The 22539-nt window shown below is 45.0% G+C and carries 26 protein-coding genes and 2 pseudogenes; 2 read left to right on the forward strand and 26 right to left on the reverse strand.

Translation table 11 applies throughout. The features are described from left to right. Positions 1–20 precede the first annotated feature (20 nt). From NQ550_RS20715 to NQ550_RS20780, 14 genes and pseudogenes are all read right to left on the reverse strand, one after another. Entirely contained in the window at positions 21–1838 is a 1818-nt protein-coding gene (locus tag NQ550_RS20715; RefSeq protein WP_025581316.1) for a reverse transcriptase/maturase family protein, read from the reverse strand. 580 nt (positions 1839–2418) lie between these two features. Next, positions 2419–2904: pseudogene (locus NQ550_RS20720) on the reverse strand (VirD4-like conjugal transfer protein, CD1115 family); the annotation flags it as partial. After that, a complete protein-coding gene (locus NQ550_RS20725; protein WP_025580365.1) occupies positions 2901–3371 on the reverse strand; it encodes a PcfB family protein in 471 nt (156 codons plus the stop codon). The gene NQ550_RS20725 and the pseudogene NQ550_RS20720, both read right to left, overlap by 4 nt. 51 nt (positions 3372–3422) lie before the next feature. Then, on the reverse strand, positions 3423–4232 hold the full coding sequence (locus NQ550_RS20730; RefSeq protein ID WP_227135380.1) for a hypothetical protein: 810 nt from the start codon (positions 4230–4232) through the stop codon (positions 3423–3425). Positions 4233–4255: 23 nt separating this feature from the next. Continuing rightward, positions 4256–4672, reverse strand: coding sequence for a DUF3846 domain-containing protein (locus tag NQ550_RS20735; protein WP_005361068.1), 417 nt, complete (start codon positions 4670–4672; stop codon positions 4256–4258). Beyond that, positions 4669–5499, reverse strand: coding sequence for a hypothetical protein (locus NQ550_RS20740; RefSeq protein ID WP_025580367.1), 831 nt, complete (start codon positions 5497–5499; stop codon positions 4669–4671). Before NQ550_RS20740 ends, NQ550_RS20735 begins: the two co-directional genes overlap by 4 nt. 18 nt (positions 5500–5517) lie before the next feature. After that, on the reverse strand, positions 5518–7446 hold the full coding sequence (locus tag NQ550_RS20745; RefSeq protein ID WP_242833653.1) for an LPD1 domain-containing protein: 1929 nt from the start codon (positions 7444–7446) through the stop codon (positions 5518–5520). A gap of 126 nt (positions 7447–7572) precedes the next feature. Continuing rightward, positions 7573–8475, reverse strand: a complete 903-nt coding sequence (locus NQ550_RS20750; protein ID WP_025580371.1) for a hypothetical protein — start codon at positions 8473–8475, stop codon at positions 7573–7575. Positions 8476–8506: 31 nt separating this feature from the next. Continuing rightward, a complete protein-coding gene (locus tag NQ550_RS20755; RefSeq protein WP_025580373.1) occupies positions 8507–9277 on the reverse strand; it encodes a DUF6674 family protein in 771 nt (256 codons plus the stop codon). A 3-nt stretch (positions 9278–9280) separates the two neighbouring features. Beyond that, positions 9281–9562, reverse strand: a complete 282-nt coding sequence (locus NQ550_RS20760) for a helix-turn-helix domain-containing protein (RefSeq protein WP_005361060.1) — start codon at positions 9560–9562, stop codon at positions 9281–9283. Positions 9563–9594: 32 nt separating this feature from the next. Beyond that, positions 9595–9819: a hypothetical protein gene (locus NQ550_RS20765; RefSeq protein WP_025580375.1), complete on the reverse strand. Its 225-nt coding sequence runs from the start codon at positions 9817–9819 to the stop codon at positions 9595–9597. A 13-nt stretch (positions 9820–9832) separates the two neighbouring features. Then, a complete protein-coding gene (locus NQ550_RS20770) occupies positions 9833–10813 on the reverse strand; it encodes a DUF3991 domain-containing protein (RefSeq protein WP_025580377.1) in 981 nt (326 codons plus the stop codon). A 77-nt stretch (positions 10814–10890) separates the two neighbouring features. After that, entirely contained in the window at positions 10891–11763 is an 873-nt protein-coding gene (locus NQ550_RS20775; protein WP_025580379.1) for a DUF6017 domain-containing protein, read from the reverse strand. A 29-nt stretch (positions 11764–11792) separates the two neighbouring features. Beyond that, the gene (locus NQ550_RS20780) at positions 11793–12314 is read right to left on the reverse strand and encodes a DUF5720 family protein (protein WP_025580380.1); all 522 of its coding nucleotides are present in this window, start codon (positions 12312–12314) and stop codon (positions 11793–11795) included. A 256-nt stretch (positions 12315–12570) separates the two neighbouring features. On the opposite strand from NQ550_RS20780, the pseudogene NQ550_RS20785 reads away from it, so the two are divergent. Further along, positions 12571–12810, forward strand: a pseudogene (locus tag NQ550_RS20785) (site-specific integrase); the annotation flags it as partial. Positions 12811–13176: 366 nt separating this feature from the next. Here NQ550_RS20785 and NQ550_RS20790 read toward each other — a convergent pair. The 11 genes from NQ550_RS20790 to NQ550_RS20840 form a co-directional block, all read right to left on the reverse strand. Continuing rightward, positions 13177–13644 (reverse strand): GNAT family N-acetyltransferase, encoded by a 468-nt coding sequence (locus tag NQ550_RS20790; protein ID WP_025580383.1) that lies wholly within the window; start codon positions 13642–13644, stop codon positions 13177–13179. A 35-nt stretch (positions 13645–13679) separates the two neighbouring features. After that, the gene (locus NQ550_RS20795; RefSeq protein WP_025580384.1) at positions 13680–13874 is read right to left on the reverse strand and encodes a hypothetical protein; all 195 of its coding nucleotides are present in this window, start codon (positions 13872–13874) and stop codon (positions 13680–13682) included. 24 nt (positions 13875–13898) lie between these two features. After that, positions 13899–14273, reverse strand: a complete 375-nt coding sequence (locus NQ550_RS20800; RefSeq protein WP_025580385.1) for a hypothetical protein — start codon at positions 14271–14273, stop codon at positions 13899–13901. A 110-nt stretch (positions 14274–14383) separates the two neighbouring features. Beyond that, entirely contained in the window at positions 14384–14758 is a 375-nt protein-coding gene (locus NQ550_RS20805; protein ID WP_025580386.1) for a TnpV protein, read from the reverse strand. Positions 14759–14775: 17 nt separating this feature from the next. Then, a complete protein-coding gene (locus tag NQ550_RS20810; protein ID WP_025580387.1) occupies positions 14776–16206 on the reverse strand; it encodes a MobA/MobL family protein in 1431 nt (476 codons plus the stop codon). A 208-nt stretch (positions 16207–16414) separates the two neighbouring features. Then, on the reverse strand, positions 16415–16654 hold the full coding sequence (locus NQ550_RS20815) for a hypothetical protein (protein ID WP_025580389.1): 240 nt from the start codon (positions 16652–16654) through the stop codon (positions 16415–16417). A gap of 76 nt (positions 16655–16730) precedes the next feature. Next, a complete protein-coding gene (locus tag NQ550_RS20820; RefSeq protein WP_025580391.1) occupies positions 16731–16964 on the reverse strand; it encodes a hypothetical protein in 234 nt (77 codons plus the stop codon). 97 nt (positions 16965–17061) lie between these two features. Further along, a complete protein-coding gene (locus NQ550_RS20825) occupies positions 17062–18204 on the reverse strand; it encodes a helicase RepA family protein (RefSeq protein WP_025580393.1) in 1143 nt (380 codons plus the stop codon). Then, positions 18194–18529: a plasmid mobilization protein gene (locus tag NQ550_RS20830; protein ID WP_025580394.1), complete on the reverse strand. Its 336-nt coding sequence runs from the start codon at positions 18527–18529 to the stop codon at positions 18194–18196. Before NQ550_RS20830 ends, NQ550_RS20825 begins: the two co-directional genes overlap by 11 nt. Then, the gene (locus NQ550_RS20835; protein ID WP_025580396.1) at positions 18519–19610 is read right to left on the reverse strand and encodes a site-specific integrase; all 1092 of its coding nucleotides are present in this window, start codon (positions 19608–19610) and stop codon (positions 18519–18521) included. The genes NQ550_RS20830 and NQ550_RS20835 overlap by 11 nt, the downstream gene beginning before the upstream one ends. Next, positions 19610–19798: a transcriptional regulator gene (locus NQ550_RS20840; protein WP_025580398.1), complete on the reverse strand. Its 189-nt coding sequence runs from the start codon at positions 19796–19798 to the stop codon at positions 19610–19612. The genes NQ550_RS20835 and NQ550_RS20840 overlap by 1 nt, the downstream gene beginning before the upstream one ends. 181 nt (positions 19799–19979) lie before the next feature. Here NQ550_RS20840 and NQ550_RS20845 point away from each other — a divergent pair, with 181 nt between their 5' ends. Then, a complete protein-coding gene (locus NQ550_RS20845; protein ID WP_025580399.1) occupies positions 19980–20513 on the forward strand; it encodes a helix-turn-helix domain-containing protein in 534 nt (177 codons plus the stop codon). Positions 20514–20738: 225 nt separating this feature from the next. Here the strand turns inward: NQ550_RS20845 and guaA are convergent, their stop codons facing one another. Beyond that, the gene (guaA, locus tag NQ550_RS20850; protein WP_025580401.1) at positions 20739–22316 is read right to left on the reverse strand and encodes a glutamine-hydrolyzing GMP synthase; all 1578 of its coding nucleotides are present in this window, start codon (positions 22314–22316) and stop codon (positions 20739–20741) included. Positions 22317–22539 lie beyond the last annotated feature (223 nt).

The raw sequence follows: 22539 nt of genomic DNA on the forward strand, positions 1-22539 counted from the left end.
CGTATCCGGCTTTCCATGAATCACCTTGATTCTTTGGTTTCGTGTAAGAGTTCAAAGCAGTCAGGGCAGAGAGCCAGAGATTTTCTTCTCATTTTCAGCATTTTCTGCTCAAATATATCCCTGCCTTTCAGCGATTTCAGCGTTCTTACGTGGTGCATACATAAATAGTCTGCATGTTCCCCGCAAATCTCGCATACTCCGGCTTTTATGCGGTTTACTATCGTGTGCCTGCTGTCATATTTCCTATAACTCGGCATAACGTCTGCCACATTGTCATAGCCGTCGCTGTGCTTTCTGAATCCATCATGGTAAAATTCGCAGTATTTACGTCCCTTAGTTGTATCGTATGGGATTCTCAGTACTCCGTTTACCATGTGCCGCTTCTTAATAACACTGACATTCGTTCTGTGCTTTCCTGCCAGAGTTTTTAACATGCTGTACCGCACCATGTAGTAATACTTGTGCAATGCGCCTACGTTTTCTGCTATCCGATAGAAGTTATATAACCCTCGAATTTCGGAATTGAAAGTAGACACAATCTCTGCGTCGCTGCGGTTCATCAGGTCTTTCCTTGGCATAGGCCGCCACATTTCTTTGCCTGTGTCATTGTTGCGTTTCACCTGTATCGCTCCCCGTTCCATCGCTTTTTTAATCCATTTTTCTTTCGGCATATACAGGAATACTTTTCCATACCACACCCGTTTCATGTCGCCGTTTTTACAACGCTTCATGTTCTTGGAATGGATTACTTTGAAATCGTACCCCAGATAGCGTACCGGCTTACTGGAATGGGTGACTTTCGTCTTTTCCTCGGACATTTCCAAATGCAGTTTCTCTTGGAGAAAGATTTTTATATCTTCCTTGATTTTTTCTGCGTCCTTTTTGGAACCGATAACGCCTATTACAAAATCATCGGCATAGCGGTTGTACTGGATTTTCTTGAAGCCTTCCTCGAACGGATTGTAGTAATGCTGATTCATCTTCTCCCTTCTGGAATCCTTAAATTCTCTTACCAGTTCAGGATTGGATTTCTCTGCACCCATTAACGCTTTACGTGCCTTTTTGTACCTCCGGGACGCCCGTTCGTATTCTTTGGTCGTCTTTCTGCGTGCTGGCTCACAGTCATACTTTTCTTTGTATTCCTGCATATAGTTGTCCAGTTCGCTGAGGTAGATGTTCGCACATATCGGACTGATACCGCTGCCCTGTGGAACGCCGGAGTAGGTGCAGTTATACTGCCATTGCTCCATATATCCGGCTTTCAGAAATTTCCAGATGAGACCTATAAAGGCCTCGTCTGAAATCCTTTTTCGCAGTAAGTCAACCAACACATGATGGTCGAAGTTATCAAAGCACGCCTTAATGTCTCCCTCTACAATCCACGTAACTCCTGTGAAGTTTTTCTTTACTTGCGTGAGTGCCGTGTGACAGCTTCTTTTCGGTCTAAAACCGTGAGAATTATTGCTGAATGTCGGCTCATAGATTGCTTCAAGAATCATTCTGACCACTTCCTGCACCAACTTATCATCAGTAGAAGTGATTCCCAGCGGACGGAGTTTCCCGTTCTTTTTGGGAATGTACTTTCTTTTTGCAGGCTTTGGCTGATACGTCCTGTTGCGTATGGCTTCAATAATCCGGTTGATTCTCGGCAGGCTCATGTTGTCCAGTGTCTGCCCGTCCACCCCCTGCGTCATGCTTCCCTGCGATTTCGCAATGTTCGCATAAGCAAGGAGATAGAACTCTGGATTGTATAGGTTGCGATACAATCTTTCATATTTGTAGTTACTTACACTTGCCTTTTCTTCAAGGCTTTTCAAGACATGAATCGGATTTCTCATAGTGTCTCACACACCGTCCTTTCTGTTTTGAAAATGATTCACTGTTCCCCTTTGCCATGTAGACGGCTTTCCCGTCCGCAGACTACTATGGGAACTCTGTTGCCGTGGTGAATATTCAGAATCCCGCATTTCAGCGTTTTCATAGCCTTTTGGCATTTCACTTTAGGCAATCCCCGTTTAGTACGGTATAAATAAGCTCTCCACGTTGTCGGTATGTGACGTTCGCCTTTTTCCACTTTCCCGTGGCTGAACCTGCTCCGAGTATCAGCAGCCGCATAGCCGAACAATGCGACTGTCAGGAGTACTGACGAGTACAACCTCTCTACGTCAGGGGTACGCTCTTGGTCCCGATTTCAGGCTGTCATTCAAGCAGTTTAGCTTCCATCCTCATACGTGGATTTTCATTCCGTCACGCCGGCGCTTCTGAGGTTTCGGCACCCCGTGTCCTCCGTCATGCTATGGTCGCCCTCCGGTTTCCCTTTTGGGGTAAGACGGGGAATGATAGGTTGCGGCATAGTGCCGCTTGATACTTTTACCTACTACTTGCTCAAGGTAGGATTTATACCGCCCTTACGGGCGCACTGGGCTTGATGAAAAAGCGCGTTTTTCCCGAACCTGATCCTCCGACTACCAGTACATTTTTATTTCTTGCATTGGCCGGATTTTTGGGCCTTCCGTTTAACATCAGTCCTTCACTTTGGGTAAGAATGATATTGTTTTCCGGCTTTGGGTCCATAAACGGGGCAATATCGGCTTTATTTCCCCAACGAGCTGAACCGTATTCCACATTTTTGCGGTATTTCTTAGCGTCTTTCCCTCTAAGATAGACTGCCAGCCGCATAATGGCTGCACCGCATAAACCGATCAGCCAGTCCATTGCCGCCCCCGGCCACATACTCTGAAACGCAAGGGCAAAGCCTTCGGACAGTCCTAACAGCTTTTGGGAAGCGTCCGCTCCGGGAGCCAGCCGCACCGCTTCGCCCAGCTTGGCAAATACCAGAAGGAACAGAACATAAGGCAGATGGAGAATGACCTGTTTTTTCAATGTTTCTGCATCAATCTTCATCGTTCCGGTCCTCCGTGTTCTTTGTTCTTTACACGGTCACGGCCAAGCGACTGTGCCAGTTCTTTGAACTTATGAAGCTGTGTAAGCAGCGACGGTCTGGTGCTGCGTGTAAGGTCTTTCTTTGTATATTCCTTAAAAGCTGCCGTCAGTGCATCCGCCTGGTTTGCCTTGAAATATACCGTCCATTTTGGGGGATCGGTCCCAAGTTCCTTTTCTATATGGTAGCGTACCTGATGTTTTCTGGCATACCGTTCAAAAGAGCGGATTCGCCCTGAAACTTCAATGGTATTGGCTCCGGGGTCTTTATAAGTCAGCCGCTTCATGCTGTTGCGCCCGACTTTTGGCATTGTGCGTTCCTGTTCCATCTTTTGGAGTACCGCAGCAATAGCCGCACGCAGTACCCGCCCTGACAGTTTTGCTGCCTGTATAGAAACAGAAACCGTTCGTTGTTCGAGTTCTTCCTGCAAGAGCATCCTCCTTTCTGATAAAATCGGTATTTATAATATGGAAATAACTTTTTACCGGCTTTCCCCAAGAACCTGCTGTCGGGAAGCGTGTTCAAAGGCTTTTGCTGCCTGATCGACCTGAATTTTAGCATGTTTCAAAAGCGTCTTGATGATCGTAGCCGGGCGTTCCTGTTCCTCCAGATGATCGACCATCCCTTTGCACTCATCCGGGAGGTATGCCGCCATATCTTTCAACACATCGGAAAAGTTACCCATAAAGCCCCAGCAGCTATCCGACAGCTCCCCGTTTTTATAAAGCTCAAACCCATAACATTCGCCACGCAGATAGGAATCATAAGCGGCGACTTCGCTGCGCATCAGTGCGTCCGCTTTCTGCCGGATGGCGCCGGTCATCTTGTCAGCGTCAAATTCCTTTAGGGCATCTTCTTTGGAAACATAGATCCAGCCGACCTGTCCGCTGTCCCATTCTGCATGAGGAGCCCTGCCTGAGAAACTTTCTGTACTCATGGCAAGACCTGAGTGGTCGTAGAGATAGAGGGGGAGCATCAGATACTTTTCCGAAATTACTTTCTGCATTGCTTCATCGATCGCCCGTTCCTCTGTCTTTGGTCCATGCCGGAAACGGCTGCTTACAATGTTTACCATCCGTTCATAGCGTTTCATGCCGGCTTCATCATGTCCTACGGTATCTAAATACATTTCCCGCAGGAAGTCATCTTTGTCCATATGGTTGTGATGGTCGCCCAGCGCATAGCGGGGATGAAAGCATACCATCGTCCCAAAATGTTCATCTACCTCACGGGGAGAGATCAGAATATCGTCCGGCTGCACCATAAGGGCATAAGGTTCATTTACTGCCATTAACATAATTGGCTCCTTTCTTTCTACAAATCCGGGCCGGAATGGTGCATCATCGGTTTTTCCCGGTGCTCATTGGTTGCAGGCTGCTTGACTGCAATGATCTCGCCGGCAAGCCTTGCAAATTTTTCAGGGTACTTGAATTGCTCCCCATATTTCTCCATCAGATCCGGGGAAAGGTCTGTAAAATTTTCCTCGCCAAGACCAACGATCAGAAAATTCCCGGACACAATATCATAGATGTGGCCGTCATCGTCAAAGAGAGCTCGGTTCAAAGGCAGCCCCATCAGCTTGCCTTCTTCATTGCAGATCAGAGCCACCGGGTCCTCATACGGATAGACCGCCTGAATATCTCCGCCCACTGCCGCCTGCAAGGATTTCAGACCACTTTCGATCTCCGCAGCATAAGGGGACTTGCCCGGCTCTACCATTAACACTTTCATAATTGTATATCCTCCTTCTTTTTCATTGCCGTACCGGGAGTGGTTGGCGTTTTTTCCTGAGTTTTTGCCACAGAGAGCTTCCCCAGGACGGAAGGCTTCTCCTGGTTTTCGGGTGTAAAAATACCGCCCTCCGAAACCTCGGCGGCGGCATGTTCCGTTTTGGCCTGTTCCAGTCCTTCAACCGTATAGCCAGGTAAAAGAGTACCGTGAACCATAAAATGGTGCTCATATTCTTTCGGGATCGGCGGGGAAATTTCCGTGAATAAATGGGAATAGGCTTTCTTTCGCCCGTCCAGGTATTTTATGGCTGCGTTCTTATCTGTATATCGTTTCTGGTTTTGTCCGGCAATCTTTGCTCCATATCCCTGCTTCGGGGAATGAATACGGACTTCCCATGTCACATACCAGGCAATCGGAACACTCTGTTTGGTTTCTCTGTCATATTTCGTATCTTCCCAAATACTGCAGGTCATCTGATAGACCCGGTTGCTGATTTTCTGATCCGCCCTCCAGTTATCGGTGTCTTTCCACTGGTTGCCGGTATGTTCGATCTCCGGTGTACGAAGATATTCCAAAGCCCGGTTGATCGTCTGTGTTGCCGCTGCCTGCTGTTCCCACTGTTTTGCAGCAGCCACCACGATTTCATAGGCTTTCTGCTCCCCGTCAATACTTCCCTGGCGCATGGCTTCCAGGCTATCGGTTCCCATTGTGATCAGAGTAGAAATATCCACATTTTCACAAACTACGCTGTGTTCAATTTTAAGCTCTGATCCCGGCGTCAAGTGGTCGCCATACCGGTAGGCATGGTAATCCCTGTTTTCTTCCAAAATGCTGTTCACCTCCTGCTATATTTCCGGCTCATGGTTTTTTCTGAAAATCGTCTGTGCCGGTGATTTTTTATCTGCCGGTCTGTTTGCCGCAAGCTGATCCATCACGGAAGGACGGCCGACGCCGAACATGGATAGCTGACCGTCCGCTGCCTCACGAAGTTCAGAAACAGAGAGAGGAAGCGTTACATCGGCATGGGTCAATAGCTGTTCCCGTTTCAAATCCTGAATGATCTCGTCAAAAACAGCGTTGATCGCACGGCGTTCTTCCCCCACAGGAAAGGCTTTCAATACCTCCATTTCTCCGTCTTTACCGGAAACCAGGGTAAGGGCACAGTCGGCATGGCCTGCCAGATAATCCGATGTGTAGGGCAGTTTGTCCTTGATATAACAGGCAAAGGCTCTGGCTGTCATTTCCACATTGCTGTCCCAATAACCGCCGTCTTTTTCACATTCTTTTCCCATGCGTACCGAATTACGGTAAAAATCAGTTTCCGTCCGTCCAATCTGCGGAGCTTCCTGCGCCTGCATCCTGGAAAGCATACGCTCAAAATTTTCCAGCCGTTCCCGTTCACTTTTGGGAATTACCCGGCCGGTAACATTCTTCTTAAATGCGCTGATCTGTCCCACAGAGCCGGGTTCGCCGGACAAAAATGCTTCCCGCAAGACTGCGTAGGTTTCCATCTGTTCCTCATTGCCATACCGTTTCAGAGAGGCAAGAACCGAGGAATCCAGCCAGTTTGCCGCATTTTTCCGGGTGCGTTCTGTTTGTGCTTCCGTGCGCTTTGCTGCCTGTTCCGGTGTTTCCGGTTTATACTTCATGGTGTCAATGAGTTTTTGGAACGGCGCATAGAGGCGGGGCTGTTCTGACAGCATCCCTTTTGCGCCCATCTTTGTACCAAGATAATCGTCAAGTCCATGCCACCATTCATGTGCCAGCGAACCTGCCCCGTGCATTTTCGTAAGATTGATGACTGTACGCAAAGGTTCATAATGAGCCGCAGCATTGCCGCTGCCTCTTGCACCAAAAGCGATAGCAAGCGTTCCCTGATAAGCAATATCTTTATCGCTGATCTTAAGGGCTGACGCCAGATCCTTTAGTGCTTCAAATCCCATGTTAAGGGAGGTCTGACGGTCGTTCTGGTTCATCCAGTTTCCAAACTCGCCGCCGCGGAATCCAAATGTATCAAGATAATGCTGTCCGGTGATCTCCACGCCATTCCGATAATCCGGGCCGGTACGTTTGACATGGGCGAGCTGGGGAGGGACAAACCGGATCTTCCCATTTTTGTTCCTGCCTTTGGCAAGTTCCTGCACCCATTTCAGGGCAGCTTCTTTGGTCTCAAAATTGGTCCGCAGGATCGAATAGCCTTTTGTCACATAGTAGGTACCGGGTTTCCAGTCCTCATTTTTAGAATAGGTATGTTTCCCGTCGTTGAAGTGGATCGCATAACCTTTCGGTATTTTCTGCTCTTTGGAAACACAAAACTGTTCCTTTTTTGCTTTCTGAGTAAAGTTGCGCTCAAAATATTCAGCCGAGCGGATCAGCATAGTATTGGACAATTTGTTTGTGATCACGGGATTGTCCTGTCCCTTTTTCGTTGCCCGGTAATGGATTCCGCTTCCCCAGCCCTGTACCTTTTCTAAATATCCATTGTCAACGAAAAAGCGGTCATAGGCTCTCACAGCATCCTCCACAGTACGGACATCTGAAAGCACTGTCTGCAATTCCCGGACTGTTTTTATATATTCCTTTTGTCTCGCGGTCCGTTTTTCCGGGGTGTCATCCGTGCGGTAATACTGAGGGGAAGCACTTAAGCCGTCCCTCGCTTTTTTGATAAAATAGACCACGCCAAGAGGAATCCCTTCCTCCAGCATGGCTGCATAGTCCGGCTTTTTCCAGACATTATCTTTTTTCACAAATTTTTCGGCTTCGCGCTCATTCATGGCTTCCAGATCATCTGCATACAGTCCGCGGTCTTTCCACAGATCTTTTTTTGCACCGCCGATCTTTTCACCGAAATCTTCATGCACTCCTGCCAATCTTCATCACCTCCAGTCAGTGTAGAATTCTTATCGCTCCGGGGCAGGGCGGCGTTCCTCGTTTTTGTGAAGTTGTGGGAGGTTTCCTGTGAGCCGGTCAGTTTCCCTGCGGATCAGTTTGTCCAGAGCGCCTAAATCCTCCGGTGCAATGGCAAACTCCCGGTAATTTTCATACCACAAGCCCGTAGAGATTGCCGCGATGGGCACGATTTTCTCCGAACCGGATGGAAGAAGGCGATACACAGGGGCTTCGTCATAAAGAAGTATCTGCTTTGCCGTTCCCTGTGGTATGCGGTACTTATCCATATCCGGGTTCTGGGCTGCCTCCATATATTCCATATTCAGGCGTTCTTCTAAATCCTGGGGCATATAACGAAATGCCTGATCCATCCACTGTCTGAACATCGTGGAATAGTGGTACTGCCATTCCGTAACTTGATTCGGGGCATAAGAAAATCCCCAGCTTTTCAGAGCATCTTTTTCGTAAAGCTCCATTTCAGTCCATTCTTTCAGGCTGACCGTGGCCGCTGAACCATCTTTGCGTTCGATATTGACGCCGCAAGGATAGAGGATATTTCTTTTTATATCCTGCCGCAGCGTGTCTAAATCCATCATCAGAACATCCCCGTACAAGTGACCGCCCTCGCTCCGATCCGTATGAAACAGGAAAGCCCTCGCTCCGATGAACTCCGTTGTTAAGATCATTTGATGAAGGTCTGCCGTAGAACAATAAGCAAACAAGGCGTCGGAAAGCCACATGTGATTTTTCCCCATGATAGTAATGGAATCAGCCCCGGTATTTGTCGCCAGAGAACGCATATTAAATTCGCATTCCCTAAGAAAATCTCCGGCAAAAATATGGATCTCATACGCAAAGACGGATAAGTCTGTATCGCGGATCAAATAAATCTGCGGTAGTGGTTCCTGATTCAATCAAATTCCTCCTTTCATGTGAACCTGACAATTACCGGCTTTCCTTATCATGGGAAGGTGCTGGCTGCTTTTTTGCCGGTTCCGTTTTTGCTGCCTGTTCCCGCATTGCTTCCAAAACAGAAGGGCGCCTTTCCGCAGTCTGTTCCAATCGGGCAAGGGTATTAAGTGCCCACTCCGTATTACGGTTAATGGAGGATATAAGGGCGCCCTCCACTTTGAAAGCACCTTTGAACACTTTGGCAATCTTCCCATTTTCTTTTGCGTCTGTCTCCGCAGGTTTTCCTTGAAGGGTACGGCCCATATTTTTGAGATGCCGCCCCATTTCGTGGTATTCCGTACTGAAAGCGTCAATTCTGGCAACAGCCCTGTTGCTGGCCTGCATACTTTTTTCTGCTGCATTTTGAATGGATTCCAACGCTGGTCTGACATGTAAAAACTGTGTGATCCCATTCAAAGCAACAGTACCTCGTTCCCTGAAATCGGCAAGGATATTCCTGCACCCGTTTATGATCTGGCCTTTGAGTTCGGAAAGACGGTGACGCATAACGGAAATATTCATCTCCATAGCTTTACAGCTCTTTTGGAGAGTATCTTTCAGGGAATGGTTCTGTAATCCCTTCATTTCCTGACGCACTGCCTTTAATTCCTCGGTTGCCTCCAAAAGACGCTGCTCCATCCCGGTCACATGCCCGATCAGCTTGGAAAATTCTTCATATCCCGGTGTGTTGTTGTCTTTTAGGAGAGCAAGCAGTTCTTTGACCTGCTCATTTTCCGCAATCGGCTGGCTATCTGTCTCCGTCATTCATCAATCCCTCCCATCTGCCGGTAGCTGCCCTCCGGCAATCTTGCCAACAATCTCCGGACCGGTTTCATAAATCTGCATGAGGCGTTTTGCTGTGCCGCAGGGCTGTGCAGCTCCGCTGGTCCAAAGACGCACTGTGGATGGGGCAACATTCATCAAAAGCGCAAAGCCCTTTTCGTTCATGTCCAGCTTTTTCATCAGCGATTTAACCATATCGGGGCCGTAGTCTGGACACCGGGAAGCCTCGGCAATCATCTGCAAAGCGGTATTTTCAATTTTTTTCATTTTCAAATCCTCCTGTTATTTGTTTTCCAGCCTTATGCCGGGGAGAAGCTGATCTGGTTGTGTTTCATCCTTTTGGCAAAGTCCGGCAGCGAATAATTTACCCCGTCAATTTCTGCATGGGTGTCATCCAGACGATGGCAAACAGCAAAGTGCCTGTCCCCGTTTCCATAGAACAGGCAGAGTAAACCATTGTCAGGAATGGGAAACAGCGTTTTTCCGGCGCTGTCTGTAAAGCAGATCTGTTGAGATCCATTCATGTTGAAATCCTCCCTAAATTGAAACAGCCGCCTCTTTTGGGCGGCGTTGGTGCTGGCTGGTTTGCAGTTGTTCCCGAACCTGCAGCAATTTTTCATTGTAATCTTTTCCCATCCGGGGAGGGTTGACACTTACCCGGATATGACGGAAACGTTTATCCTCGTGGAGCATGGTCTTGATTTTCCGGGCATTGACAAATCCGGCAAGGTCGTGATCCATATAAAGGGTAACACGCCGTATCTCCGGGTGGCGTTCCAGGAAAGAAGTCAGCGCCACATGGGAAGTACCTCCCAAAGACAAGCGATAACCATTCCATTTCCATCCCTCCATCTCTTGAAGCGTTGCATGAGAAAGCGCATCAATAGGAGCTTCAAAGACTGCCACATGCCGGCTGCCCGGACTTTGCGGGGGATAACAAAAGTTATATCCTTTGTCGCTGCCATAGACATCCTTTTTGAGATTGCCACTGGTACTGCGCATACAGGCGAACTTCGCTTTCCCGGAATCATCTTTCCCTACAAACACACAAACCGGTTCTCCATGATACCGGGCTTCGTAAAAAATCCCGGCTTGTAAACACTGGCGAATGACTTCTGAGCTGATCCCCCGTTTCTGCAAATAGGAGACCGCAGCGGTCGCGCAACGTCTGGCCCAGGGGAGAGAGAATGCTTTCTTTTCTGGTTCTTTTGATACCTGTATTTCTGCCGTACTTCGGTAAGCCGGTGTATGTCGGATTTCGCCACCTACCAGAGCATGAACCGCATCCACAAGACCATATCCCCGAATCTGGATCAGGTAGTCCAGCGCATTGATACTCCGTCCACGGCTGTTCCAGTACCAGTACCTTTTCCCGGTCACATATACCAGACTGTCATGCTCCTTATGCCGGAAATTAGGTCCATCCCGTTTCAGCACGCCGGGTTCATGGAACTGCAGGTAAGTAAACAGATCAGCTTCCCGCGCTGCCTGAATCTGTTCTTTGGTTACGCCGGGCATTGTACCGGCACAGTGATTCTTTTCATCGTGCTTTGCCTCCTTCCTGTGATGGAATGAAAAAAGACACCCAAAGGTGCCTAACAGCCGTACAGGTCGTGATTGACCTCGGCACGGTAATAGCTGTCCATTGTAGCCGGGGCATTATACAGCGCCGCCAGCAGATATGCTTTGATATTTCCGACCTTCGTAGTGTTCTTGTTGATACAGTCAAAGACATACTCTAAGTGGCCGGAATTGATCTTCAGGAACCGGCTCTTGACGATCTCCCGCGGAAAATCATCTCCGGCAATGCGAATGTAAGGGCGTTTCGACAAAATCACTTCAAGCATAAGTTCAAGGGCTTCGTCCAGACGTTCCCTGCCATACCGTAAGACCAGTAAGTCATATTCGATATTTTCTTTGATGATTTCACGATAGGCTTCTATCAGCTCTATCCGATCCATCCCATCCGTGCGGCTTGCCGCTTCCGGCTCTGCCGGATAGATTGATGGATAAGTTATTGATTTATCTTTTTTTGATTTTTTTGTTTTTAATGGATTAGTATTTAATTGTGCCGGATTTTCCTGTTCAGGTTCCGCCTGTTTAGGTTTTGCCTGTTCAGGTTTTACCTGTCTTGGATTTTCCCGTTTAGGTGAAAACCCTGTGTTTTCGGTACTTACAGGCTGCTCATGGATTGTATATTCAATGTCTCCCAACTGCCCGTTATCATAGCGGAGGCGCTGTCTGGTGAGATAACCATGCCGCTCCAGTTCCTTCAGGGCAGTAGTGATAGAATCCACACCGTCCTTGCAGATATGGGCGAGTCCCTTCGTGGTATAATCCCAATCTTCCGGCAGCGACAACATAAGTGATAAAAGCCCCTTTGCCTTTAAGGACAACTCCGTATTGCGCAGATGGTGATTGCTCATTATCGTAAAGTCCTTTGTTTTCTCTACACGGAATACTGCCATTGTATCGCCTCCTTTCTTCGACTATTCCGTTACAAGGCATGATCCCTGTGGTCATAATGGAGATGACCGCCAGAGACCTTCGCATGGTTTTTCAGTTTCACTTCGCCCCTTTCCTGGCTCTCTAAAAATTTCTGATAGCCGGCATCTGTAAGGAACAAGCGCATCTTATCGCCTTTGTCGCCAACAGGGGAATCGTAAGACAATACATCAAAAACGATCATGTGCCTTACCTCCGGGTCAAAGCGTTCAAGCGCCATGATGTCATGCCCCTTCAATTTTTCTGCACCTGATTGCTGTCTGGCCTCGGCGATCTTTTCTCCAATCGTCCGGGCTGGATAGGGCAGACGGTAATTCTTCTGAATATCTTTTACCAAGTCCATGCACTCTGCATTTGACAGAACACGAAGTTTTGCCATAAGACCTTCTGCCGCCTCCCGCTGCTCGGAATTATTTGAATACCGCACGGTCATATAAAGTTCATTCAGGATCTTTGTCTGATAATTGCCCTCCACCTGAAAGAGCAGCTTTTTTTCCATTTCGTTTAATTCCATGGGGATCTCCTTTCTCTTGAAAATAGGTATGAAAAAAGGGCGCCCACCTTAAAAGTGAAACGCCCACGGCAATCAGCGGTCAGACATAAAGCCGGACCGCTGGCACTATTAAATTTTGTCGTTAATAAAACAGCCTCCTTTTTTCTTTATAGTTTTCGTCAATTTTCAACTTGGAAAAGGAATTGAATAAAAGACGACAAATGCTCAAACCCCTTGAAAATAAAGGCTTTTTCTGTTTGTCGTTATTATACCGTAACGGCATTCCCATGCTTCCCTGCTCATCAGTATGGGAGAAAATCCTTTATTGATTAAAGAACGTCTGGGACATGAAAAGATACAGACCACGTTGGGAACCTACGGACATTTATATCCCAACACCAACGTAGAAGTTGCCAAAAAATTAACTGGTGTTCTCACCTATACTCCGGCAACAACCAGTGTTGCCGATTACACCAGCAATCAGCATACAGCAATCTATCACAGAGCAGTTGAATAAAAAAATGCAATCAAAATGCAATTCTAAAAGAAAAGAGCCTCAAAACCCTTGAAAATAAAGGCTTTGAAGCTCTGCTCCAACTATTCCCACTCGACAATTACTAATCAATTTTGTTTAGAGATTATTTGTTGTCGTGTTCCTGTTTCTTTTGATTATTTGATTTATCCATATTATCCTGCCTATATGAACTAATGTTATCATTTTGTTATCGGTATTGATAACACTTGCTCTGCAACTGTGGATAATAGCAATATATTCCGCCTCAAATTATAAGCGGTTTTGCTTAGAAAATCAACAGTAAATCCTCTCACTAATTAAAATACTTTTATCTTTCATTATGCCTCTTCTCCTCTATAAAACTGGGATTTATCTCTCTGGTAATTCCATTTCATCATTCATTTTTACAAATCCATACTTTTCATACAATGGTCGCCCCATATCAGTTGCTTCTAATGAAATAGCTGTAATACCCTTGCTTTTAGTATCTCTAATCAGCATATCTAATGTTTTATAAGCAATTCCCAGTCTTCTATATTCAGGATTAGTATACATATTCATGATATAAGCCTTGTTTCCACTTGGATTGTGGTAAGTCGGCATTACTTGAAAAAAACTAACACCACCAGCCCCTACAAAACGATTTTCATCAAAAACCAAATATGCAATATGAGAGCTGTCACAAAGAGCTTTTTGATAATAATTATAAGATTGTCTTTCAACTTCACTCATGTCAGTATCAGCAGAAAGTTTATTAGCTGCTCTTAATACCTCTATTCTTGTTTCTGTCAATATATCTATATCTTCAAGCGTTGCTCTCTTGTATGTTAAATTCATATCGTATTCTCTCCTACGAATTCAGCTTTTATCTATTACTTTTTTATTCTTCCATTTTCTAATAAAATAATTGTAACACTTGCAACAACAAATGCAGAAATGCAAATTATCGTTCCGCTTATTTGGATAGAATTATTGATAATGCCTGTAAAACCATTTATAACCGCTAAAACAATTCCACATAAACAAATAGTCAATATTACTTTAGATATCACTCTATAATTTTTCATTTTTCTTACCTCCAAAACTGTAAGTTATCTCACTCCCGTCAAGATAAAATTCATTAACTGCTCTACATCATCAAAATCATCATAATCTCCGTTTATGCCATTTCGATGATACACAACTCCATTTCTCTCATTTCTCTCTAAACAGTCCAAAAGCTTTTCTTCTCCATATTTTTTAGCAAATAAAGTAAATGCGTAGGGTTTGATTTTGCCTAATAACCCTTTCTTGCAATTTTCTTCACACTTATAACAATGTGTCAGTCCTTTTGCAATCGAACATTTTTTATTCTCACAAACATCATTATCTGGACAACCGTTTGAGCCACATCCATTACAATCAGCATTTTCTGTGCATAAGCAACACGCAAGACCACATCTGGCAATTCCTAATTCTCGTTTCATAAGACACCTCCGTAACTTCTAGTTTATCTCTTTATCATAATTATACATCAGCCACCCACATTGTAAAGCAAAAAGCAAGCCCTTTTCAAACTTGCATTCCACCATCCCACTTATTGATAAATCATTTCTTTATTCACAATCTCCCTTGCACACACTTGTATATTGTTCATTCTCGCTACCCATTCCATCTGATTTTCTGCTTTTAACTGTTCTGTAATCCCCTGTGCCTGTTTCATCTGCTCTACAATCCTTTCAAAGCGTTTCTGTGCCTGTTCTTCTATATCAGCCAAATAATCATTCAACCTTCCACTTGTAAGCATATTCAGATATACACCCCTGCGATATTCTTTCAGATAACGTAAATGTCTTTGTCCCCATACGCCGATAAATCTCTGTTCTTCTTCCGGCAAGGTAAGACAGGGGATAAGATAATCCCCATGTCTGATATAAGTGCCGCCCATTTCTTCAAATATTGTTTTCTTCATTATCTGTTCCACCTTTCTTATCGTTCTCTATCCATAGTTTTTTTCTTAACTGACCGTTTTGGTTGCTGTCTGCCTTCCTGCTGATAGCGGTGTAGCTTTTCCAGTACGCTCGCTTTTTTCGGCTGTTCTAACGGTTTCTCTTTCTTCTGTTCCGTCTGATTTTTCCATACCCTTAGTTCTTCGTTGTATTCTATAATCAATTCTTCTGCCTTGTTATAAACCTTCTGAAAGGCTTGCACATTCGGATAACCTTCCCGTTTTACTATCTGTTCCAAACTCTTGTGCAAACGCTTTTCCAAATCCTCTAACAGTTCAATTCGCCCTTCCAGAGATTTTCGCTCTTTGCCTTTAAATAATCCTCGCAGCTCTGACAGTTGTTTTTTCAAAGAAGAAATATCCTGCTGTGTGCGTTTTATCTCTATTGACTGTCTCTGCAATTCATACATGACCTTCTGCATATCTTTCCACTCTTGCAAATCAATCTTTGGCACAGGTCTTGGTGGCAGTTTAAATTTGAAAATTACTTCCTGTAAAAAATCTTTCGCACCTCGGATAATCTGACGGAACATATCCGGCAGCCAACCGTGTGTCCTGATAGATTGTAACGTTTCATCTGTGATTTTTTCCTGCTTGATCTTCAAAATATTTTCTTCTGGAACACCTTCGACTAATGCCACATCAACTGTCCGATTCCATTCCTGCCTTGCCGCATTGTCTGCCTTTATCTCCTCTGCTTTCGGATTGTTCTTTCCTATTTTCTTGGTTGCCAGATATACGCCGCCTTGTTGGAATACGGATAGTTTTTCTGATTCCTCTTTTACATATCGGTTGATCGTATCGGTAAACAGTTCCTTGACTTCTTTGGTAAAGGCTTTGTTCTTAAACCATTCATCCTTTTTCGTGAAGATATGGCTTTCATAAACTTCCCCTTTGGAGATAATACTGCATCCCGCCCGAAGATTGCCCAGCTCGTCTAAAACCTCCTTCTTTGTGCGTCTATGCTTCCCCTGCTCATCATAAAACATATTTCGGGTAGCTATCTTTACTTCGGTCTGTTCCAACATTTTCCGTTCACTGAATACCAGATGAATATGATAATTCGTCTTTGCCTTGTTGTGATGAAGGGCAGCACTGCACTCCACCCCATATCTTTTATGAAAACTCTCCGTAAAAAGCCTTACCACATCATCTGCCCTGTACTGAACAAAACTTTCAGGAAGTGCAATGATAAACTCACGCCCTTCAATACATTTCCCTGCTGAACCACTCGCCTTAAAATCCACCTGATTTTCTCTTGCAAGATTTTTCCAAAACTCCGGTGTTGCCCCTTCTGTCTGATAGGTCGCATAGAGATATTCCTGCCGTTTCGGATTGGAGATATAATCAATCCTTCCTGCCACATCGGACAGCTTGCTTTGTCTGATAAATGAATGTCTGCCTATAAGCATCCTCCTTCCCCGGCTCTCGCCGACTTTATTGTGAGTAGGTGCATAGGCACCTGTTTACGAACCTATCCGCCTGTCGGCGGTTTGCTCCCGGCAGGGCGAAATATACAGAGCATAAAACTTTAATTTTGTGCGATGGGTGTATTTCGCTCTCAAACGCCGAGGGCTATTTTTGTATTACATAATCTGATTACTACTCAGACTTGCGATTTCATATATGGGCGTATCCGCCCTTTTTCTCTGCCCGTATCCGGGCTGCTTTTTCTATGACTGACAGCAGATGATCTACGGTACTTTCTTCCCATCCGGCAAGCCAAATCAGAGTTTTTTCCTCTGCTTTTGTCAGTTCCACTCTTGCCAGTACCTTGTTCATTTTTTGTATCTGTCTGCCCTCCATCTCATAAAATAAATCATTCACATTTCTGCTTTCTCTTTCCGGCTGCTTTAACATCCGCAATACTCCTTTCCTGCCTTGTCTGTTATTTACAGGGGTGTGCCACACCCCTGTCCTTATCATCAAGGAAGAATTACCAACAGAAACTCTCCAACACTCCTCGTCTGTCCAGATATTCTTTTCTTGCCCGTTCCCGTTCTTCCTCTGTCGGTGCAGTTTTTGATTTTCCAAAAAGGTCACGCATGACCATCCTGTCCAACTTTTTCTCCAACTCCTTCTTAATTTCTTTCTCGCAACTCTCATCTTCCATCAAGTGAAAACGGAGTAGCTGCATAAATAATTCCTGTGATATTTGCACATTTCTCATCGTATCCCATCCTCTCCGTGACGGTATGTGACAGTTGTGACGGTTATTTTAATACCGCCCCCGCTGTCAAAAATACCGTCACAACCGTCACCAACTGTCACGCTGTTTCCGTATCATCTTTCCAAAACCGTATTTTTCTTCCATCATGGGTGCGGTTGCTCTTATAATAAATGCCATGCTCCGCATACAACCTCCCTGAAAGAACATTCAGTTTTCGTGTGATGACATGGGGCTGAATTTCTACCTTTATCAGCGAAACCAGTTCCGTTGCCGAGCCTTCCCAAAAGGATTTATCCTTCATAACAAGTTCGGCAATCTCATCCAGTAAAGGCTCCGGCGGTTCTTTCCACAATTCGGTTTCTGCCCTTTGTAGTTCCCACAATAAGGTTTCTGTGTTGCGGATAAGGTATAGCTTTTGGTCTTGCTGATCCCTGCCCGATACTTCTAAAGTTGCGGCATTGCCTGTCCGTTTTTCTTTCTGAAGGAGAAACGCCCCATCCGCCGCACCGAGCAGTCCGCTTGTTCCCGAAATCATATCAAACTTATCATCCGCCGTCTGTTTCCTTGTGTGGTGTACGAGCAGGATACAAAGACCGTGGGCATCTGCAAAACTTTTCAGTCTTGCCATAATCTGATAATCATTTGCATAGCTGTAATTATCTCCGCCAACTTCCCGCACCTTTTGGAGCGTATCAATGATAATCAACCTTGTGTCTGCGTGTTCCGCTACAAACCTTGCAAGCTGTTCATCCAGTCCTTTCCCCAGCTGGCTGGCAGAAACAGAAAAGAAAAGATTGTCAGCACTCTCCGTTCCAAACATCCGATACAGACGTTCCTGTAAGCGGCGGTAATCATCTTCAAGGGCGAGATACAGTACCGTTCCTTTTCGGGTAGTATAATTCCAAAGCGGCGTGCCTGTGCTGACGTGATAGGCAAGCTGTGCCATCAGGAAACTCTTTCCCAGTTTGGGTGAACCTGCAAAAATATAAGTGCCGGGGTAGAGCAGACCGTCAATCAACGGCGGCTTGCTCTGGTACTGGGTGTCAAACAGTTCATTCATGGAAACTGCTTTGAGATAGAAGGGGTCTAAACTCAACTGCATTTCTCTCTGCATTTCCTCAAAACTCTTGATATTTTCCTCATACTCGGATATACTATTTTCAGCGATTTTTTGAATTGGCTGCCTTTCATCTGCGCCAATAGATGGATTAAAGGCAGTCTTTTCTTTGTTATTCTTCATTCTCATCCTCTCCTTTCAGACCGCCAAGAATAATGGCAATCAATTCAATTACATTCATCAGTTCCTCATCCACGCTGTTCCCCGCTTCAATCCTTTTTAACTCTGTAAGGACAGCGGCAAGTTCCAGTTTGAGTGCCTTATACACTCTCGGATTGCCCTGTACCACCACATCCTGATTCAGACAGCGGCGGTAACAGTATTCCTGTTTGGGCAGCCCCGATAAGGCAACCGCCTTGTTGATGCGTTCATTTTCTTCGGGAGATACCCGAAATCCTACTGTGATGTTTCTCCAACGGTTTTTGTTATCCCTGTTCTTAGCTGGCATTTGCAATCTCTCCTTTCCCTAAATCATCTAATCTATCTGCCATTTCCGTCTGTTTTGACGGGAACAGATGAGCGTACTGGTAGGTGATGTCAATGCTTTCATGCCCCACACGGTCTGCAATCGCCACCGCCGAAAATCCCATATCAATGAGCAGACTGATGTGGCTGTGCCTGAGATCGTGAATGCGGATACGCTTTACACCTGCGGCTTCTGCCCCTCTGTCCATCTCGTGATGGAGATAACTCTTTGTGACTGTAAAAATACGGTCTTTCTTCTTCAATCCGTAAATCATACCCAGATATTCCTGCATTTCCTCACAAAGAAACTTCGGCATTTTGATAATACGATTGCTTTTCTTTGTTTTCGGTGTGGTAATCACATCTTCTCCGTGTAGCCGCTGATAGGATTTATTGATTCTGACCGTTTCTTTCTCAAAATCGAAATCCGCTGCGGTCAGTGCAAGCAGTTCCCCTTCTCGGATACCGCACCAGTAAAGCATTTCAAAGGCATAAAAGGAAACTGGCTTGTCCATCATCTCAAAAGAGAACTTCTTGTATTCTTCTTTTGTCCAGAACAGCATTTCCTTGTGTTCCTCACTTCCCATATTTCCCACCTTTGCGGCAGGATTGGAACGCAACTCATAATAACGTACCGCATGATTAAATATGGCTGACAGTTGATTATGCAGCGTTTTTAGATACGTCTGTGAGTATGGCTTTTTCTTCTCATCCCGATAGGTAAGCAGTTCATTCTGCCATGTGATAATCTCCTTTGTGGAAATCTCGCTGATTCTTAACTTTCCAAAATACGGAAGTATCTTCGTGCGGATGATATGCTCCTTTGTCAGCCATGTGTTCTCCTTCAGACGGGTTTTCACATCCCGGATATACAGTTCGGTAAAGGCTTCAAAGCTCATATCAAGGTCAGACGCATTCTGTAACTGAAACATTCTCTCCCATTCCTGAGCTTCTTTCTTGGTGGCAAAACCACGTTTGCATTTCTGCTTACGCTCGCCTTTCCAGTTCACATACCTTGCCATCACATACCATGTTCCATTGTCCTCATTCTTAAATACCGGCATTACTTTTCCTCCTTTCCTGCTCCGTAGAGCCTTTCATAAAAATACTGGCGGTTCACACGCCCTGTAATCGTAATAAAACCTTTGGCTTTCAGTTCCTCATTCAACTGTCGGATTAACTTATAGGCATAAGGCTTTGATACGCTTAGTTCCTGTGCCACTTCTTCGGCACGAATAAATTTGTTATCCATATATTGTCCTCCCTTTTTATCTAAACTTATTTGTTTAATTTTGAACTTATTATACTAAGCATATTTGTTTGTGTCAAGTGGTTTTGAGAAAAATATTAAACTTTTTTGTTTTGTATTATCTTGACTTCGCCTAAACATATCTGCTATACTAATTACACTACATATACAAGGAGCGATGATTATGGCGATTGGAGAGAGAATACATTTTTTCCGCATTCTGCGTGGAATGACACAAAAATATCTTGGTACGATTGTCGGCTTTCCTGAACGAAGTGCCGATGTGCGTTTAGCACAATATGAAACGGGAACAAGAAAACCGAAAGCGGAACTTACTGCTGCATTGGCACAGGCACTTGATGTTTCCCCTCATGCCCTCGATGTACCCGACATTGACAGCTATATCGGACTAATGCACACTTTGTTTACCCTTGAAGATTTATATGGGCTGACTGTCAGCGGAGCAGACGGAGAGGTCTGTCTGAAAGTCAACAAGGACAAAGGGAAAGACGCCCACGAACTACTGAAAATGCTCTATGCTTGGAAAGAACAGGCGGACAAGTTATCTTCCGAAGAAATCAGTAAGGAAGAATACGATAACTGGCGTTACCACTATCCAAAGTTCGATACCACACAGAGATGGGCGAAAGTGCCATCACAGGAACTTAGTGACGCTTTAGTTGAAATGTTCCAAGAGCAACTCAAACCAGATAAATAAAGACGACAAAAAGCCCTTAGCCATGAGTTTCATACCCACAGCTAAGGGCTTAGTTTATAATATGGATTTATTTGTTGCACAACCGCCTGTTAATCATTCTCTAACCCTAAAACCACTAGATTACAAGAATAATGGCTCTTATGCAACTGTTATCAATTTGTTATCAAAAGACTTTTGAAAGTGCCGCAAACCCGCATAAACACTGGCTTTTTACGATACTCCAACTTATTCAAACTCAATCGTACCCGGTGGCTTGCTGGTCAGGTCATAGAATACGCGGTTAACGCCCTTAACTTCGTTAATAATGCGGTTCATAACCTTATTCAGTACTGCATACGGAATCTCAGCAGATTCGGCTGTCATGAAGTCGATGGTCTTCACTGCGCGGAGCGCTACAGCGTAATCATAAGTTCTGAAGTCACCCATAACGCCTACACTTCGCATATTAGTCAGTGCTGCAAAGTACTGGTTCGGCATCCATGAAGGATCTTCACCATGTTCTTTCTTATACTCAGCTGCAGCATTGTCTACCTCTTCACGATAAATGAAATCTGCATCCTGTACAATACGAACCTTCTCTGCTGTAACTTCACCGATAATACGGATTCCAAGTCCAGGTCCCGGGAATGGCTGACGGAATACCAGTCTCTCCGGAATTCCAAGCTCCAGACCTGCTTTACGAACCTCATCCTTGAAAAGGTCGCGGAGCGGTTCAATGATTTCCTTGAAATCAACGAAATCCGGAAGTCCGCCTACATTGTGGTGAGATTTGATCACTGCGGACTCTCCGCCCAGACCACTCTCTACAACGTCCGGATAAATAGTTCCCTGTGCCAGGAAATCTACCGCACCAATCTTCTTGGCCTCTTCTTCAAAAATACGAATAAATTCTTCACCGATGATCTTACGTTTTGCTTCAGGCTCTGTAACACCTGCCAGCTTGTCATAGTATCTCTGCTGTGCATTAACGCGGATAAAGTTCAGGTCAAACTGACCGTTTGGTCCGAATACACCCTCAACCTCATCTCCCTCATCTTTACGAAGAAGACCATGGTCTACAAATACACAGGTAAGCTGCTTTCCGATTGCTCTGGAAAGAAGTCCTGCTGCAACGGAAGAGTCAACACCACCTGACAGGGCAAGGAGAACTTTTCCATCTCCGACCTTCTCGCGGATTTCTCTGATAGTGTGCTCAACAAAGGCATCCATTTTCCAGTCTCCGGCACATCCGCATACACCAAGTACGAAGTTGGAAAGCATCTTCTTTCCTTCTACTGTATGAAGCACTTCCGGATGGAACTGGATCGCATACAGCTTCTTCTCCTCATTCTGTGCAGTTGCTACCGGACAGTCTGCTGTATGAGCAGAAATCTCAAATCCTGGTGCAACCTGGGAAATGTAATCTGTGTGGCTCATCCAGCAGATTGTTTTATCAGATACGTCTTTGAAGATTTTGGAATCTGTCTTATCTACCAGAACCTCTGTCTTTCCATATTCGCTCACATCTGCTTTCTCAACTTTTCCGCCCAGAACATGCATCATAAGCTGTGCGCCATAGCAAAGTCCCAGAACAGGAATACCAAGCTCAAATAATTCTTTATTGCATGTAGGTGAATCTGCCTCATAGCAGCTGTTCGGACCACCGGTAAGGATGATTCCCTTAGGATTCATTGCCTTGATTTTCTCAAGATCGGTCTTGTATGAATAGATTTCGCAGTATACGTTACATTCTCTTACACGTCTGGCAACCAGCTGATTGTACTGACCACCGAAATCCAGTACGACGACTGTTTCTCTTTTCATGTTTTCCTCCTTGTTTCTCATTATTTGTAACTGTAAAGATATTGAACCGTTACCATTGAATTTTATTATAAATTACAGTTCGGATTTTTACAATGCTTATTTTCAGTTTTCCACCTTGTGTTTTCTTCCTGCCAGTTTATAAGTTTTTTAGAATTTAATCACGTTTTTTTCAACAGTCCATCACATTTTGCTCACAAATTCCCTGTATATTAATAAGCAAATA

This window comes from Blautia wexlerae DSM 19850, assembly GCF_025148125.1.
In the GTDB taxonomy this organism is placed as follows: Bacteria; Bacillota; Clostridia; order Lachnospirales; family Lachnospiraceae; genus Blautia_A; species Blautia_A wexlerae.